At 62.4% G+C, this 15137-nt stretch carries 11 protein-coding genes and 1 tRNA gene; 6 read left to right on the top strand and 6 right to left on the bottom strand.

Going from position 1 to position 15137, the window contains the following annotated elements; all coding sequences use genetic code 11:
• Window positions 1–62: 62 nt before the first annotated feature.
• Together phoU and DCC24_RS10665 are read left to right on the top strand one after the other, a co-directional pair.
• Window positions 63–725, top strand: a complete 663-nt coding sequence (gene phoU, locus DCC24_RS10670; protein ID WP_110099894.1) for a phosphate signaling complex protein PhoU — start codon at window positions 63–65, stop codon at window positions 723–725.
• Window positions 726–793: 68 nt separating this feature from the next.
• A complete protein-coding gene (locus DCC24_RS10665; RefSeq protein WP_199223056.1) occupies window positions 794–2101 on the top strand; it encodes a DUF4921 family protein in 1308 nt (435 codons plus the stop codon).
• Between the two features lie 41 nt (window positions 2102–2142).
• Here the strand turns inward: DCC24_RS10665 and DCC24_RS10660 are convergent, their stop codons facing one another.
• The 4 genes from DCC24_RS10660 to DCC24_RS10645 are packed head-to-tail and all read right to left on the bottom strand — an operon-like array spanning window position 2143 to window position 6602.
• Window positions 2143–3144 carry a hypothetical protein gene (locus DCC24_RS10660; RefSeq protein ID WP_110099893.1) on the bottom strand — a complete coding sequence of 334 codons (1002 nt, stop codon included), beginning with the start codon at window positions 3142–3144 and terminating at the stop codon, window positions 2143–2145.
• Complete coding sequence (locus tag DCC24_RS10655) at window positions 3141–5423, bottom strand: chorismate-binding protein (protein WP_158524666.1); 2283 nt, start codon at window positions 5421–5423, stop codon at window positions 3141–3143. Before DCC24_RS10655 ends, DCC24_RS10660 begins: the two co-directional genes overlap by 4 nt.
• Window positions 5424–5468: 45 nt before the next feature.
• Window positions 5469–6215 (bottom strand): phosphoglyceromutase, encoded by a 747-nt coding sequence (locus DCC24_RS10650; RefSeq protein WP_110099891.1) that lies wholly within the window; start codon window positions 6213–6215, stop codon window positions 5469–5471.
• A gap of 42 nt (window positions 6216–6257) precedes the next feature.
• Window positions 6258–6602, bottom strand: a complete 345-nt coding sequence (locus tag DCC24_RS10645) for a DUF2516 family protein (RefSeq protein ID WP_110099890.1) — start codon at window positions 6600–6602, stop codon at window positions 6258–6260.
• Window positions 6603–6686: 84 nt separating this feature from the next.
• Here DCC24_RS10645 and tmk point away from each other — a divergent pair, with 84 nt between their 5' ends.
• The 4 genes from tmk to DCC24_RS10625 all read left to right on the top strand — a co-directional run bounded on the left by tmk (window position 6687) and on the right by DCC24_RS10625 (window position 10532).
• Window positions 6687–7451 carry a dTMP kinase gene (gene tmk, locus DCC24_RS10640; protein WP_110099889.1) on the top strand — a complete coding sequence of 255 codons (765 nt, stop codon included), beginning with the start codon at window positions 6687–6689 and terminating at the stop codon, window positions 7449–7451.
• A complete protein-coding gene (locus tag DCC24_RS10635; protein ID WP_110099888.1) occupies window positions 7448–8680 on the top strand; it encodes a DNA polymerase III subunit delta' in 1233 nt (410 codons plus the stop codon). Before tmk ends, DCC24_RS10635 begins: the two co-directional genes overlap by 4 nt.
• Window positions 8681–8697: 17 nt before the next feature.
• Window positions 8698–10341, top strand: a complete 1644-nt coding sequence (locus tag DCC24_RS10630) for an alpha/beta hydrolase (protein ID WP_110099887.1) — start codon at window positions 8698–8700, stop codon at window positions 10339–10341.
• 114 nt (window positions 10342–10455) lie between these two features.
• Window positions 10456–10532 (top strand) — tRNA-Thr (locus DCC24_RS10625).
• Window positions 10533–10590: 58 nt separating this feature from the next.
• Here DCC24_RS10625 and DCC24_RS10620 read toward each other — a convergent pair.
• Both DCC24_RS10620 and DCC24_RS10615 read right to left on the bottom strand, forming a co-directional pair.
• Complete coding sequence (locus DCC24_RS10620; RefSeq protein ID WP_110099886.1) at window positions 10591–11655, bottom strand: tartrate dehydrogenase; 1065 nt, start codon at window positions 11653–11655, stop codon at window positions 10591–10593.
• 99 nt (window positions 11656–11754) lie between these two features.
• On the bottom strand, window positions 11755–15060 hold the full coding sequence (locus DCC24_RS10615) for a carboxyl transferase domain-containing protein (protein WP_110099885.1): 3306 nt from the start codon (window positions 15058–15060) through the stop codon (window positions 11755–11757).
• Window positions 15061–15137: the final 77 nt, after the last annotated feature.

The following is a 15137-nucleotide window of genomic DNA, read 5'->3' as shown; positions in this document are numbered from 1 at the left end:
TCGTTAAACGGCGCGCTGACTAGACTGACAGCAAAGACACCCTAGAAAAGAGGACAATTCACATGCGTGAACTATTCCAGGCCGATATGAAGGCATTGGGAGACCAGCTGGAAGAAATTGCCGGTTTGGTGCGCCGTGCCGTTGAGCAGGCTCGCACCGCGTTCGAAACCGCCGATGTCGAGCTGGCTGAGACCGTTATTTCCGAAGATGCTCGGATCGACTATCTGCAGAACACCCTGGACGAGAAAGCCATCGAGCTGTTGTTGCTACAGTCGCCGGTAGCCACTGACCTGCGCACCCTGGTCGCAGCCCTGCGTATGTCGTCGTCGCTGGAGCGCACCGGCGACCTGGCTCGCCACATCGCTCAGCTGACCCGCTTGCGTTACCCCGAGCACGTCGTTCCGGAATCCCGCCGTGAAGCCTTCAAGGCTCTGGCAGACAACACCGTCGAGGTCGCCGTCAAGCTTGATGAACTGTTGAAGACTCACGACCTGGATCTCACCCGTGAGATCGTCAAGCTCAACACCGAAATCGACGAGATTCACGAAGCGAACTTCGCTGCCATTGCCGACCCTAGCTGGGAAGGTACCCCGTACCAGACCGCTGACGTCACCCTGGCTTCTCGCTACTTCGAGCGGATCGCCGATCACAGCGTTTCCATCGCTCGCAAGGTGGCCTACCTGGTCACCGGTGAGTGGGAGCCGAACGTGGCCTCCGCCGAGTAAGACTGTCACCTCTACCCCGCGCACGGCCCCGGTTCTCCACCGGGGCCGTTTCGCATACTGTAGGACTTATGGTTCCCACCTGGTCTGACACGCTGTACCCACCCCCGCTCACCAAGATGACCGACGGCACCGTCAAACAGACCAACCCATTTTCTGGCACCCAGGTGTGGACCGTCCCCGGCAGAGCCCATCGGCCCCTCAACGTAGCGAGCCCAGCAGTTAAGCCCCTCGACCCCGCCGGGGTCGACCACTTCTGTGCGTTTTGTCCCGGCAGACTGATGGACACGCCCCCGGAAAAATCCCGAATCACCGTGGGCTCAGCCATTCGGACCGGGCTAACTGCCAGCCAGGTGACCGAGGACCCGTGGAACTTCCGGCGGGTGCCCAACCTGTTCGAGATCCTCAGCTACGACTATTGGGCGAAAAACTACGGCTATCAGCTTTCTCATTCCGACCGTGATCGGATGCAACGGTATCTGGCAGATCCGGCAGGTCGGCAACACGTCGACGACATTGTCACCACCAAGCTCCAGGCCTCCGGTATCGAGTCGACCGCCACAGCCCGGGAAAACGCGACACTATCCTTCTTCGGTGGCGGCCACGAGCTGATCATCGGCCGCCACCATTTCCAGCCGGGAGCCACCCGGAGTGACCAGCTAGCCTCAGCCGGTACGTTGACACCCGATGAACATGCGGCGTTCTTTGAACTCAGCGCCGACGCGATGCACAGTATCTATGCCCACAACCGTTACGTGCGTTATGTCCAGGTCTTCCAGAACTGGCTCAAACCCGCCGGGGCAAGTTTCGATCACCTGCATAAACAACTGGTCGGCATTGACCAACCTCCCGTGTGGGCAGCACGTGAAGAAACTTTGCTACGCCAGAATCCCAACCTGTATAACGAAGCCGCCGTTGACTACGCTGGCTATCACAACCTCGTGCTGGCCGAAAACGAGCATGCGGTCATGCTCGCCGGGGTGGGGCACCGCTACCCCTGCTTGGAAGTGTGGTCCCGTTCCGAACACGCCCAGCCCTTCGACCACACCACCGACGAGCTACGGGGCGTCTCCGATCTCGTCCAGGCAATGCACGCCGCCACCGGTCCTCTCGTGCCGGCCAATGAAGAGTGGTACGCCCAGCCGATCGGTTCGGTTGTGAATATGCCGTGGCGGGTGCTGATGAAATGGCGGGTCTCCACGCTCGCTGGTTTTGAAGGTGGCACCAAGATCTATGTCAACACCATCGATCCCTGGACGCTACGCGATCGGGTCCTCCCGGAGCTCTTTCGACTCAGGGATGAGGGTCTCATTGCGGAAACGGTGGCAATCGGCGAGGAGTGCTCCTATCGGCTGAATTCACTCCGGTATCTAGATTGAGCAGTAGCGCACCGGGCAACCCAATACACTAGCCCCGCCAGCTAACCCGGCGCCACCTCGGTTAGCCCCTGTCGCCACTGTTGCTCCACGGGCCTGAAGCTGTCCAGCCACCGGAGGCGCAGGCGCTCGACCCATTCCAACAGATCCTGACTCACCGACGTCCGGCCTACGTTCGGAACAGTGTTCTCTGCCCCGGCCAAGATCACGGCGCTGGGGCCACGGTGCGCATTGAAATAGATGGCTCCCCCCGCTTGAGGATCGGTGACCCGGCGGAGGAAGTCATCGAGCAAGACCGTGCCTGCGGTGATGCGCATCGCCCCGAAGGTACCCCCGGTTTCTGCACACGCCTGTTGGAGCCAGGCCAGACTGCCGTCCACCAGTCTGGCCTCCCCGGAGAAGAACACCAGCTGATCGTCGTCAACCATCGCCAAGGCAGCGCTACCGGCTTCGCACACGGCTCGTCCGTCGTGGAGCACCACATCGTCGATGTCCACGTCCGCCTCTCGGATCGCCGTGGTCCGAGAGTCTTGGGTAAAGGTAGCCAATCTCGCCAGATCGGGGCCTTTGACCATCGGATACCGTCGTGGATCAGGGGTTGCCGGAATCCACAGGCGGGTTATCTGCCGGAACGGGGCCGCAACTCGTAACGACAAGGTCACCTTCGGCGTCGGAGCATCCCGGGCAGACCGATCCGGGATTTCGACCGCAATCCGGGGGAACAGATCCGGGCGCTCGGTGGTCGGGTTTGGCCGGTCGGTGACGTGTTCTGACAACGTTTGAATGCCTCGCCACCAAATGTGTTCGATCGGTGCAGTGCCACCGCTGAGGCAGGGCACAAGGCCAGCGGTCTCCGGTTGCGCACTCAATCGATACCACCCGTCCAGGAAGCGGTCTCGGTGGCGCCGGAGATCCGGTGCGGCACCGTGCCGAACCCGAAAAGACTCGGCCAACACCACCTGGTCCGCGTTCACTCGCCCCTCGGCGCTGGCCTCCGCCGGAACCGGGTCGAACCGGTCGCGGTTCAGGTCATAGACCAGCATCATGGTCGTTCCCCTTTCGGCCTTGTTCGGGTACTGTCGCCGGTCGTCTCCTGGACGGCGCGGTTGAGCGCGGTGATCAGCACCTGGGCTTTGAGATTGCGTTCGGCCAGTTCCGCCTGAGGGTTCGAGTCGGCGACAATGGCCCCACCGGCGCCGATCGAGACCCGTGATCCATGCCGGACCAGCGTGCGAATCACGATATTTAGGTCGGCTTCCCCTTGAGTTCCCAGCCAACCGATGGTGCCCGAGTACACACCCCGGGCGCCAGCCTCCAGCGCATCGATGATCTCCAGGGACCGGACTTTCGGTGCACCGGTCATCGACCCGCCGGGAAAGCTGGCTTCCAGTACCTCGGCCACGCTGGTCTGGGGCGCAAGCCGACCGGTAATAGTCGACACCATTTGGTGCACAGTTGCGTAGGTTTCGATATTCATCAGTTGTGGCACGTGTACGGTGCCGGGTTCGGCCACTCGGCTGAGGTCGTGGCGTAGCAGGTCCACGATCATGAGATTTTCGGCCCGAGTTTTCTCGTCGGTGGCCAGCTCGGCGATGATCTGCCGGTCGCGCTCGGGATCCGCGCTACGCGCCACGGTGCCTTTGATGGGCTTGGATTCGACAATTCGTTCCCCCACAGCGTTTTTCGAAATCGTCAGGAATCGTTCGGGCGAGCTACACAGGATCTCCAAACGATGATCGGTCCGACCGAAGCGGTCGAGCTCGAGCCCTGCAAAACAGTCAAAACACAAGTAACCCGAGTATGGCGCCGGGTTGGCCTGACGTAGCCGGCAATACAGCGCGAAGGTGTCGAGCTGTTCGGGCACGGTTTGGGTGTAAGTATCGGTCAGACATACCTCGTAGGCATCCCCGGCCGCCAGGTGTTCCTGGATCCGGTCGATTGCCTGTAGGTACTGCTCGTCACCCAGTTGCCAAGACCCGGTGTCACCGGGTGGGGTCAGCGAGCTGTCTTTGCTGAGGAGTCGCTCGTCGATTGCCGGTGGCGGGTCAGTCTGGGGACCCAGTGGCACCAGATCCTGGTGGAGATCATCCAGCAGCCGCGGGTCACCGATAGCGTAGAGGTGGACGGTATCGGGCTCGATCACAGTGAAACACTGTGGGCGCAACCAGTACCCGTCGGGTACCTGGGACCGATGACGTGGTGCCGTGAGGAGACCGGGGGTGATGTGCTGCCAAGCTTCATATCCGAAATACCCCAACCACCCACCACGGAATCCAACCGGCCCCGGGGCGGTGTGGCTGAGGTCAGTGGCGTCGGTTAGCAGGTGGTGGTCCTGCAAATATTCCAATACGTTCCCGCGGAGTTGCTGGAAGTTCCCGGCATCCGCAGCCGAGCCGGTGAGAACCCACAACTGCTCATCGGTGGCCCGGTAGCTGACCACTTGGGACAGCGGGCCGATATGTGCAGCCAGGATGCTGCGGATCGGTCCGGTGGCACCGGCTGAGCTGGGCGCGGAGGTATCCAGCCAGATCGCCACATCGGTCTCGGGCGTGCGCGCACGTGCGCGCAGGCGCGCGAAGGTCGCTGCGGTATCGGCCCGATACCCGTTGAGCTGGCGGTGATAGATCCGGTATTCGGCCCGGGCCTGGGGTTCCGGCTGGGATTGGGCGTGCTGGATGCTGGCCGACCGACTGTCCACAGGACTCTGGCAGGTGCTCCCGGATCCAGTAGGCGCGGTGTCTCCGAGAGCCAGAAAGTTCCGGATCAGATCTGGACCGTGCCCGGTCAGCACCGATTCGGGGTGATATTGCACTGCCCAGTGGTTGGTGGGCCCGCCCTGCTCATCGAGAACATTCAGCGCCATGACCACGTCATCCTCGGTGCGGGCATGCACCCGCATCCGGCCCTGAGGCAGATCGGTAACCTGCAACGAATGGTAGCGCACCGCGGTGGTGGGTTGGCGGATCCCGCAAAAGATCCCTTCCCCAGAGTGCTGGATCGCACAGACCTGGCCGTGGGCGGGGTGAGGTAGGCGGTCGATGGTGGCTCCGTGTAGCATCGCCAAGCCTTGCAGACCCAGGCAGACCCCAAGTACCGGAATATCACCGGCTGCTCGGATGATGTCGGCGGTGGCTCCAAAGTTTTGGGTTCGGGTGGGGGTCCCCGGACCGGGTGAGACCACCACATGTGTGTAGGCTCCGGCGCGCACTGCGGCCACCAGCTCAGCAGTGATCTCACGGTGTTCGACCACCGTGGGGGTGGTTGCCGAGATGGTAGCCAGTAGGTCGACCAAGTTATAGGTGTAGGAGTCCTGGTGATCGATCACCAGCAGACGGTGAGCCGACACCATCGTGGCGGATGGCCGGGCCGACTACTTGCCCTGGGAGGCCACCGCGGCAGCACCAGCTTCAGCGGCCTCAGGGTCCAGGTAGCGTCCCGGGGCGAGCGGGGCAAAGTCCGTATCCAGCTCGTAGACCAGCGGAATTCCGGTGGGGATGTTCAGCCCGGCAATATCGTCGTCGGAGATGTTCTCCAGGTGCTTAACCAGAGCGCGCAACGAATTACCGTGGGCAGCGATGAGCACGGTCTTGCCCTCGGCCAGATCCGGAATAATCGCGTCGTTCCAGTAGGGCAACAGACGCTCGAGCACGTTCTTCAAGCACTCGGTGCGCGGGGCGTTATCTCCCAGGTCCGCATAGCGGGGGTCACCGATCTGGGACCAGGTGGAGGAGTCTGCCAACTCCGGCGGAGGCGTATCGTAGGATCGACGCCAGATCATAAACTGTTCTTCGCCGTACTCATCGCGTACTTCGGTCTTATTCTTGCCTTGCAAGGCACCGTAGTGGCGCTCATTCAATCGCCAGGAACGCTTGACCGGAATCCACTGCCGATCAGCGGTGTCCAGAGCCAGATTCGCGGTGGTAATGGCCCGGCGCAACAGCGAGGTGTGCACCACATCGGGCAAAAAGCCACCCTCAGCCAGCAGGTCGCCGGCGCGGGTCGCTTCGGCGCGACCATTCTCGGTCAGCGGGACATCCACCCACCCGGTGAACAGGTTCTTTTCGTTCCAAACACTTTGGCCGTGACGCAAGAGCACGAGACGATAATTTTGAGTCATGGCTCCAGCATATCGGGTCTTGTCGGTCACCTCACCCGCGGACTAAAAGGCGTATCCGCCGGTATCTCCTTTGATCTCTCGGCGCGGACCGGCCAAGTACACCGCAGCCACACACAGCGCTACCAGAGTCAGCAGGCCGGTGGTTCCAACCTGGTAGAACAACAACGGCAGGGCGGTCATGATGGTACCGACGGCCGCCGAGATCCCGGTCAGCAACAGCCAGAAGTTTTTCGACTGACGTCCCACAGCCAGGAAGTCACGACTTTTGCGCCCCAGGCAATCGATGAACGCCCAGAGTTGGATGACCAGTGACACCACGGCAAAAATGATGCTGAGCCAGTGCTCAATGGTCAGCACAATCGCCCCGGGGGTAGATAATGTCAGCATGATGCTATTCTACGCGCAGATCCTGGTTTCGATCTCGATCACACCCTGAGTGTTGCTCGTCGGGTTTTGGGTAGACTGATCCGCGTGAGTCACCCCGCACCTGATCCTGCTTTTGCCCGTCGCCCGGACGCGCTCGACGACCGCACCGGGTATTTTGTGGTGTTTGAGGGTGGCGACGGTGCCGGCAAATCGACCCAAAAATCCCGGTTGCACAAGTTGTTGGCCGGTTTGCCGTGGGTGCATCCCGATCAGCGGATTATCCACACCCGGGAACCCGGCGGGACCCCGCTGGCCGAAAACGTCCGGACTTTACTGTTGGAGTCCCCACAGGAGCACATCACGCCGTTGACCGAGGCGTATCTATTCGCCGCGGCACGCGCCTCCCACTGTGCTGAGGTGATTGGCCCGGCACTACGGTCCGGACACGTGGTGGTCAGCGATCGTTTTCTGGCATCGTCAGTGGCCTACCAGGGGGCCGGCCGTCAGCTGGGCGAAGATCTGGTCTCACGGCTCAATGCCCCAGCGGTGGCGGGACTACGTCCTGATCTGACCATCGTGTTGGATCTCGACCCCGAGCTGGGCGCGCACCGACGCCGGGCACGACAACACAGTGTCGGTGAGGATCGAATCGAATCGGCCGGGTACGCCTTTCACACGCGGTTGCGGAACTCTTTCCTCGCCCAAGCGGCCGCCGATCCCGTACACCACCTCGTGTTGGATGCCACCGGTGAGGTCAGCGACATCGCCCACACCATTGCCCAGCGCGTGCAGCAGGATCTGCTGACCCGGGCATTGATCGAGCCGACGGCGTCGACCGGACCCGCGGGGCCCCCGGAGTCGCGCCGATGAACCACACCGTCAACTCCAGTTTCGCCACTGACTCGCATCTCTCGCGCCAGTTTCCGCCGGTCTGGCACCATCTGGCCGGCCAGCGCCACGTGATTGCCCAACTAACTCGTCCCGAGACACTGCGCGCCCCAGCCCACGCCTGGCTGTTTACCGGGCCTCCGGGGTCGGGTCGCTCCACCGCTGCCCGAGCTTTCGCCCAGTCGCTAGTCTGTCAGCGCGAGGAGCTCGCCGAACGTGGTTGCGGGCAATGTCCGGCTTGTACCACGGTGGCGGCCGGCTCTCACCCGGATGTGAAGATCCTGGCCACCGAGAAGGTCAACTACACGATCGAGGAAGTCCGCTCCCTGGTCGCCGAGGCCCAGGACCGCCCGGCCACCGCGCGCTGGCGGATCTTCATCATGGAAGATGCCGACCGGATGACCGAACGGGCCACCAACGTGTTGCTGAAATCCATTGAGGAACCCCCCGAGCGCACGCTGTGGATCTTGTGTGCCCCCTCCCCGGCCGATGTGTTGATCACTATTCGATCCCGCACCCGATCGGTCAACTTGGCGATCCCCTCGCTGGAGGATGTCACGGATCTGCTGGTCTCCCGCGACGGTCTCGACCCGCAACGAGCGCGATGTGCTGCCCAGCTGGCTCAACACCATGTGGGAATGGCCCGCTGGTTAGCCAGTCACGACGAGGCAATGCGCCGCCGGGATGAGGTGGTGCGCCTGCCACTGACCATTCGCACCGCCTCGGCAGCGGTGGCAGCCGCCGAAGAACTCGTCGCACTCACCAAGCAAGAAGCCGATGACTCGGCCACCGAACGCAATGCCGACGAACGCGCCAGCCTGTTGCGGTCCTTAGGGTTGAACGCGGATGAAACGATTCCGCCGAAACTGCGCCACCACGTCAAACGTCTCGAGGAGGAACAGACCGCCCGAACGAAACGTAGCGTGCACGATGCATTAGATCGGGCGATGATTGATCTGAGTGGATTGTACCGGGATGTGTTGATGATTCAGCACGTTCCGGATGCCACGACCCGTCACGATATCGAGCTGATCAATCCGCATTTGACCGATCAGCTACTCGACTACGCCCGTACCGTGACCCCGGCCCACCCTCTCAACGCGCTACAGGCCATCAACGAGGCCCGGCTACGCCTGCGGAGCAATGTCCCGCCCCAGCTGGCCCTGGAAGCCATGTTTCTGGCCTTGATCCCACGCCGACCCCGCCCCTGAGTGAGGAAGGATCACCGATGCCCCCATCCCCTACCGCCCCACGCTGGCTGTCTGACCGCACTACCACGACCGCTCTGGCGGTCATCACCGCGCTGAGTCTCGGGCTGTCGGCCTGCTCGTCTGAGCAAGACCAGAACAGCACTAACACCGGTCGCGATTCGCAGCCTGTCACTGACGGCCAGGGCTCTGAGGAACCCACCGAGAACGGACAGCCCGAGGATGAGAACCCCGGTATCTCTCGGGAGGCTGGCACCCTGGAGTCCTACTACGATCAAGACCTGACATGGTCCGAGTGCGAGCAGACGACGGACTTCGAGTGCTCGATGGTGCAAGTCCCCTTAGACTATGACCACCCCGAGGAGGCCTCGATCCAGATTGCGGTGACCCGTCCGGCCGGGACCGACGCGGATCAGCCCAGCCTCCTCGTCAACCCCGGCGGACCGGGTGCCTCCGGTGTTGATTTCGTTCAGCAAGACCCCGAGACCCTGTTTTCCCAGGATCTGCTCGAGGCCTTCAGCATCACCGGTTTTGATCCCCGCGGGGTGGGTGATTCCTCTGCGGTGGAGTGTTTCGATGATGCCGGTACCGATGAGTTGCGCGCCGTTGATGAGGGCGATCTCTCCGGCGATGAGGGGTTAGCGCAGGTGCGCGAGCAGGCCGAAGAGTATGCCAGCGTCTGTGATGAGAATTCCGGTGAGTTGCTCGATCATATCGATACCGATAGTGCTGCCCAGGATATGGACATTCTGCGGGCCGTGCTCGCAGATGAGAAGCTGAGTTACCTGGGTTATTCCTACGGCACCGCGTTGGGTGCCAGCTACGCGGAGCAGTTCCCGGATCGGGTTGGGGCCATGGTGCTTGACGGCGCGCTCGATCCGGCGGTGGGCACCGACGAGATCACCTTGGCTCAGGCCGAAGGATTTGAACAAGCCCTCCACGCCTGGGCCACCTGGTGCACCGAGACCCCGGATCAATGTCAGCTAGAGGGCTCCACCACGCAGATCGTGGAGACCGTCCGCGACCTGCTAGCCGATGTCGCCGAGACGACGCCCACCGCCGCCGATGGGAGGGATGTGCCGATCGGGACCTTCGTGTCAGGGCTGATCGTGCCTCTGTATTCCGAAGCGTCGTGGCCGTTGCTAGGGCAGGGCGTGACCGAGGCCATCGATGGTGACCCGTCGCTGGTGCAGTCCTGGGCTGATATCACGGCCGACCGGGCCCCGGATGGCACCTACACCACCAACAGTTTTGACGCCTTTAATGCCATCAACTGCGCCGACCACCCGGTCAATGCCGATCAACAGCACATGGATGCTCACGCCGAGCAACTCGCGCAGGTCTCCCCGACGTTTGGACCGTATATGTCTCATGGAGCGATCGCCTGTGACGTCTGGCCGATTGAGACCCCCGAGCCACGCCGTGAAGTCTCTGCCACCGGGGCAGACCCCATTGTCGTGGTGGGCACCACCGGGGATCCGGCTACCCCCTACCAGTGGTCTGAGGCCCTGGCCAATCAACTCGATTCCGGCGTGTTGGTCACCCATCAGGGTGAAGGCCACGGCGCCTACGTTGTCGGTAACGATTGCATCATCGAGGTGGTGGATGACTACTTGATCCACGGCACCGTACCGGAGGACGGCACCATCTGCCCGAACGCCTAGTCCTCGCCCTGGCGTGCCCCGAACGTCTGTGGTCAGCTGTCATGCTTGAGCACAACGTTTTGCTCAACGGCCACCGCAACCGCTATGATTTCTAGTCGTGGCTTGTTCAGCCTCGCCTCCTTAGCTCAGCTGGCCAGAGCAGCTCCCTCGTAAAGAGCAGGTCACCGGTTCGAATCCGGTAGGAGGCTCCAGACGTGCCCGGTCCGAGTGCCCGGGTTTTCAACGCCCCCGACCCGCAACGCTGATCTCTCAGCGAGTGACCCGTTCAGCAATGGCGGTTCCCAGCTCTGCGCACCCCGCGGTCCCGCCGAGATCCGGGGTGAGCACCGCGCCGTCAGCCAGCACCTGCTCGAAGGCGGTGACGATCGCCTGCCCCGCCTCGCGGTACCCCAAGAAGTCCATCATCATCGCACCGGCCCAGATTTGGCCAATCGGATTGGCGATCCCCTGGCCGGCGATATCCGGGGCGGAGCCGTGCACCGGTTCGAACAGCGAGGGAAACCTACCGGTCGGATTGATGTTCCCGCTCGGGGCTATCCCGATGGTTCCGGTGCACGCCGGACCGAGATCGGAGAGAATATCACCGAACAGGTTCGAGGCCACCACCACGTCAAACCGGTCCGGGTGCAAGACGAAGTGGGCTGCCAAAATATCAATGTGGAATTTTTCAACCTCCACTTGGGGGAAGTGTCTGGCGTGCTCAGCCACCCGCTGATCCCAGTAGGGCATGGTGATCGAGATGCCATTGGATTTAGTTGCCGAGGTCAGTTTCCGCTGACGCTGCTCGGCCAGCTCGAAGGCGAATTTCACGATCCGGTCTACCCCGGTCCGGGTCATCAAGGTCTCTTGGACCACGATTTCTCGTTCGGTGCCCTCGAACATGGTGCCACCAATGCGGGAATACTCCCCCTCGGTGTTCTCCCGGACCACCACGAAGTCAATCTCTCCGGGCTGACGGTGGGCCAACGGTGAGGGAACCCCGGGCAGAAGTTTCACTGGACGGAGATTGACGTACTGGTCGAACTCCCGGCGGAATGTCAGTAGCGAGTCCCACAACGAGATATGGTCGGGCACCGTCTGTGGCCACCCCACCGCACCAAAATAGATCGCATCAAACCCGCTGAGAATCGCTTTCCAGTTCTCCGGTAGCATGTGCCCGGTTTGCGACCAATACTGTGCCGAAGCAAACTCAAAGTGCTCAAATTCTAGGGGCACCTGATACGCTTCAGCAACGGCCTGTAAGACCTTGAGGCCTTCGGGCACGACTTCGTGGCCGATACCGTCTCCGGCAATCACTGCAATCCGATGAACCATGGTTCCTGTTCCGCCTCTCTGTGTGGATCGGTTGTGCCGTGAGCTGTCTGAAACCACTCTACGGTGCACGCTGGTATGACTCTGAGCTACCAGCCGTACTTAGGGGCGCACACCGAAGCAGGGCGCCCCGAGAAGACGCGGTAGCACCCGGTAGGCGTCATGGATCCACTCGCACAGTCGCCGGCGGGTGGTTCGGGGATCAATGATGTCTTGGACGCTGAACGTTTCGGCGGTTCGAAACCGTGAGGAGTACCGTTGCAGTTGTTCGGTGATCTCTGCCAAGCGCTGTCCCGGATGGGGATGAGTCGCCAACTCAGAACGGAACGCCGCCTCGATTCCGCCTTGGGATGGTAGCGACCCCCAATCTCCCGAGGGCCAAGCCCAGCTACGCACCGCCCGGTGCCGGTTGACAATCCCAGCACCACCGACCCCGTACACCCGCCGCAGAATGATCTCGGCCTGCGGAATCGTGGCCTGATAGATCGCACTGATTGCCCGAGCACCGAGCCGGATCGTGGCATCTCGTTCCGCGCGGGAGCCGATCGTCATCCCGGCCTGATCGGTCAAACTCACCAACGGCACGTGGAAGGCCTCACACAGGTTCACCAGGCGCTCGACCGCCATCGCACCCTCGCGGGATAACGTCGCACCGTGGGCCGGATTAGCGGTGATGACGCCAACCGGGTGTCCGTCTAGTCGCGCCAGCGCCGTGTAGGTGCCGGCCCCGTATTCGGCGAAGCGGAACACCGAGCCCCGGTCAAAAATACCCTCCACGATCGGCTCGATGGCATAGATCTGTCGTTCGTTGCGAGGAATCGCCGAGACGAGGGCCTCATCGGCTCGATCCACCGGGTCATCGGTGGCAATGGCCTCGGGGATCTCATCGACCGAGGACGGAAGGTAGGACAGAAACTCCCGGACCAGCCGATAGGCGGTCTGTTCATCGGCCACGATTCGTTCCACGGTGCCGTTGCCTCGGTGCACGGTGGCCCCGCCGAGTTCTTCTTTACTCAAGTCTTCACCGGTGGCGGCTTTGACCACCGGTGGTCCGGCCGTGAACAGTTGCCCGATCCCCTCGATCATCACCCCGAAATGAGACATAACAAACCGAGCCGCGCCGAGCCCGACCGTAGGGCCAGCACACACCGAGACCACCGGAACCCGGGAAAGATTGTCGACCACGTGATTCCACGCCGGGTTGACCGGCAGATACATTGCCTGGGCATCCAGCACTTTGGTGACCGACCCGCCCCCACTGGCCCCGTCGAGCACCCGCACCATCGGGACCCGCATTTCCCCGGCCAGTTGCTCGGTGAAGATTTGTTTGTCATAGATCGCGGCATCTCCGGATCCACCACGGATCGTGAAATCATCAACCCCTAACAGCACCCGTCGCCCCGCGAGCAAGGCGGTGCCGGACAAATAATTGGTGGGTTTGACCCGGATCAGACGACCCTGGTCATCGTACTCACCGAATCCGGTCAGCGCTCCGATCTCGGCAAAGGAACCTTCGTCAGCCAACTGTGCGATCCGTTCCCGTGCGGTAAGCTTACCCGCGGCGTGCTGGCGTTCGACTTTGGCTGTACCCCCGTGCTGGTGAGCGAACTCGCCTCGCCGGGCTAGCTCGTCCAACTCCGGTTGCCATTCCTCGAGGTTGGTCGAGCTGGTCCGGTCCGAACCCGCCGGGCGATCGGGGTCACTGGACTCGCTCGAGACGGCATTGTGGTCGGACATCGACTGACCATAGGCCAGTGGTTGCCCAGCTTCGACGGTGTCTCCGACCTCGACCAACACACCCTGCACCACGCACTCGGTGCGCGCCCGTACGGGATGTTCCATTTTCATCGCTTCCACCGTGGCCACCGTCGTCCCAGCCGGCACACGCTCGCCCGGTGTCGCCTCGACCGAGATCACGACCCCGGTGACCTGGGTGCTGATGGGTTGCGCCCCTTCAGGAACCGCGCGCCGGCTCTCTGCGGTGACCTGATGTGGAAGCGCTGCCCGCCTAGCTGATACGTCCTGCAACTGGTCGTCTAGTTGCCCGACTGGCGGGTGCTCTCGTAACTGCGGCAGTCGAGCCTGGAGATATCCGGTGGTGATAGCCCCGGACCGGAACTGCTCGTCTGTCAGGATCGCATGCAACAGGCCACGATTGGTGTCCACCGGAGCGGTCGAAAGGTCCTGTAACGCCCGGGCGGTCACCTGAGCAGCCCCGGCAAAGGTCTCCGAGCGTCCGATCACCTTCGCGATCAGCGAGTCGAACCGGGGATTGATCACCGCGGGTGCCCGAAGCGCGGTATCAACCCGCACATAGCGCCCGGCCGGTAACGATAAATGCTCCACCGTGCCCGCGGTGGGGGTCACCGTTCCGTCGGCCTCCAATACCTCCGCGTTGACCCGGACCTGAATCGCATACCCTCGCGATACCGGTGGCTGGTCCAGACCGAGTTCCGTCAGTGATGCCCCGGCCGCCAGGTGCAACTGAGCGGCCACCAGATCCACACCGGTGATCTCCTCGGTCACCGTGTGCTCGACCTGCAAGCGCGGATTGACCTCCATAAAGTAGAGGTCGTCGTCGGGTCCCTGACCGGTCACCAAAAACTCCACCGTCGCCAACGACCTCAACTGCACCGCCTCAACGATCCGTCGCGCCACTGCAGTCAGACGTTCCCGTAGCTGCTCGCTCAGGTGCGGGCTCGGCGCGATTTCCACGATCTTTTGGTGGCGACGTTGCACCGAGCAGTCTCGTTCTCCCAGCTGTTGCACGTGGTGCCCGTCTCCGATCACCTGCACCTCCACGTGGCGCGGGTCGGCCACGAATTTTTCGATCAGCACATCTGCGGCCCCGAAGAACTGTTGCGCTTCCCGGGCGCACTCGCGCATCAGTGACTCCAACTGCGCCGGATCCGACACCCGGCGCAACCCTCGCCCGCCACCACCGGCGAGCGCCTTAATCATCACGGTGCCGTGCTCAGCCAAGAATTCTTGAGCCTGTGGCAAGTCCGGGTTCAACCCCGTGGCAGGAACGACCGGACCCCCCACCGAGACAGCCAACTGTCGCGACCGGGCCTTATCACCGAAAACCTCCAGCACGTGCGCATCAGGCCCGACGAACACGATCCCAGCCTGCTGGGCGGCCCGGGCTAGCTCCGGATTCTCTGAGAGAAATCCGTACCCAGGGTGAAGGTAACTGGCCTGCACCGACTGCGCGGCTGCGATCACCTGATCGATATCCAGATACGGCCCCACCCCGGTACCGTTGAGCTCCACCGCCACGTCGGCGTGCCGGATGTGTGCCTGATCGTCGGCGGTATAGACCACGGCGGCGCTCATCCCCACCGCGTGGATTGCCTCCACGATACGCACGGCAATCTCTCCACGGTTCGCGACCAGCACGGTGGGCATCGTGGTCCTCCTGATCAAGGGTCTGAGACCTACGTCACTGAATATCCCTGTGAAGTCAATCACCGCCGGGGTGACGG

The sequence above is a fragment of the Auritidibacter sp. NML100628 genome (assembly GCF_003185985.1).
GTDB classification, from domain to species: Bacteria; Actinomycetota; Actinomycetes; order Actinomycetales; family Micrococcaceae; genus Auritidibacter; species Auritidibacter ignavus.
Note: the sequence above shows the minus strand (reverse complement) of the source record. Positions and strands in the feature narration are given on the sequence as shown.

Excerpts from the sequence above, each read along its gene's own strand:
- DCC24_RS10665 (WP_199223056.1), top strand. The coding sequence starts at position 794 with ATGGTTCCCACCTGGTCTGACACGCTGTACCCACCCCCGCTCACCAAG.
- DCC24_RS10615 (WP_110099885.1), bottom strand. The coding sequence starts at position 15,060 with ATGCCCACCGTGCTGGTCGCGAACCGTGGAGAGATTGCCGTGCGTATC.
- DCC24_RS10650 (WP_110099891.1), bottom strand. The coding sequence starts at position 6,215 with ATGACTCAAAATTATCGTCTCGTGCTCTTGCGTCACGGCCAAAGTGTT.
- DCC24_RS10660 (WP_110099893.1), bottom strand. The coding sequence starts at position 3,144 with ATGATGCTGGTCTATGACCTGAACCGCGACCGGTTCGACCCGGTTCCG.
- DCC24_RS10630 (WP_110099887.1), top strand. The coding sequence starts at position 8,698 with ATGCCCCCATCCCCTACCGCCCCACGCTGGCTGTCTGACCGCACTACC.
- DCC24_RS10620 (WP_110099886.1), bottom strand. The coding sequence starts at position 11,655 with ATGGTTCATCGGATTGCAGTGATTGCCGGAGACGGTATCGGCCACGAA.
- DCC24_RS10635 (WP_110099888.1), top strand. The coding sequence starts at position 7,448 with ATGAACCACACCGTCAACTCCAGTTTCGCCACTGACTCGCATCTCTCG.
- phoU (WP_110099894.1), top strand. The coding sequence starts at position 63 with ATGCGTGAACTATTCCAGGCCGATATGAAGGCATTGGGAGACCAGCTG.
- DCC24_RS10645 (WP_110099890.1), bottom strand. The coding sequence starts at position 6,602 with ATGCTGACATTATCTACCCCCGGGGCGATTGTGCTGACCATTGAGCAC.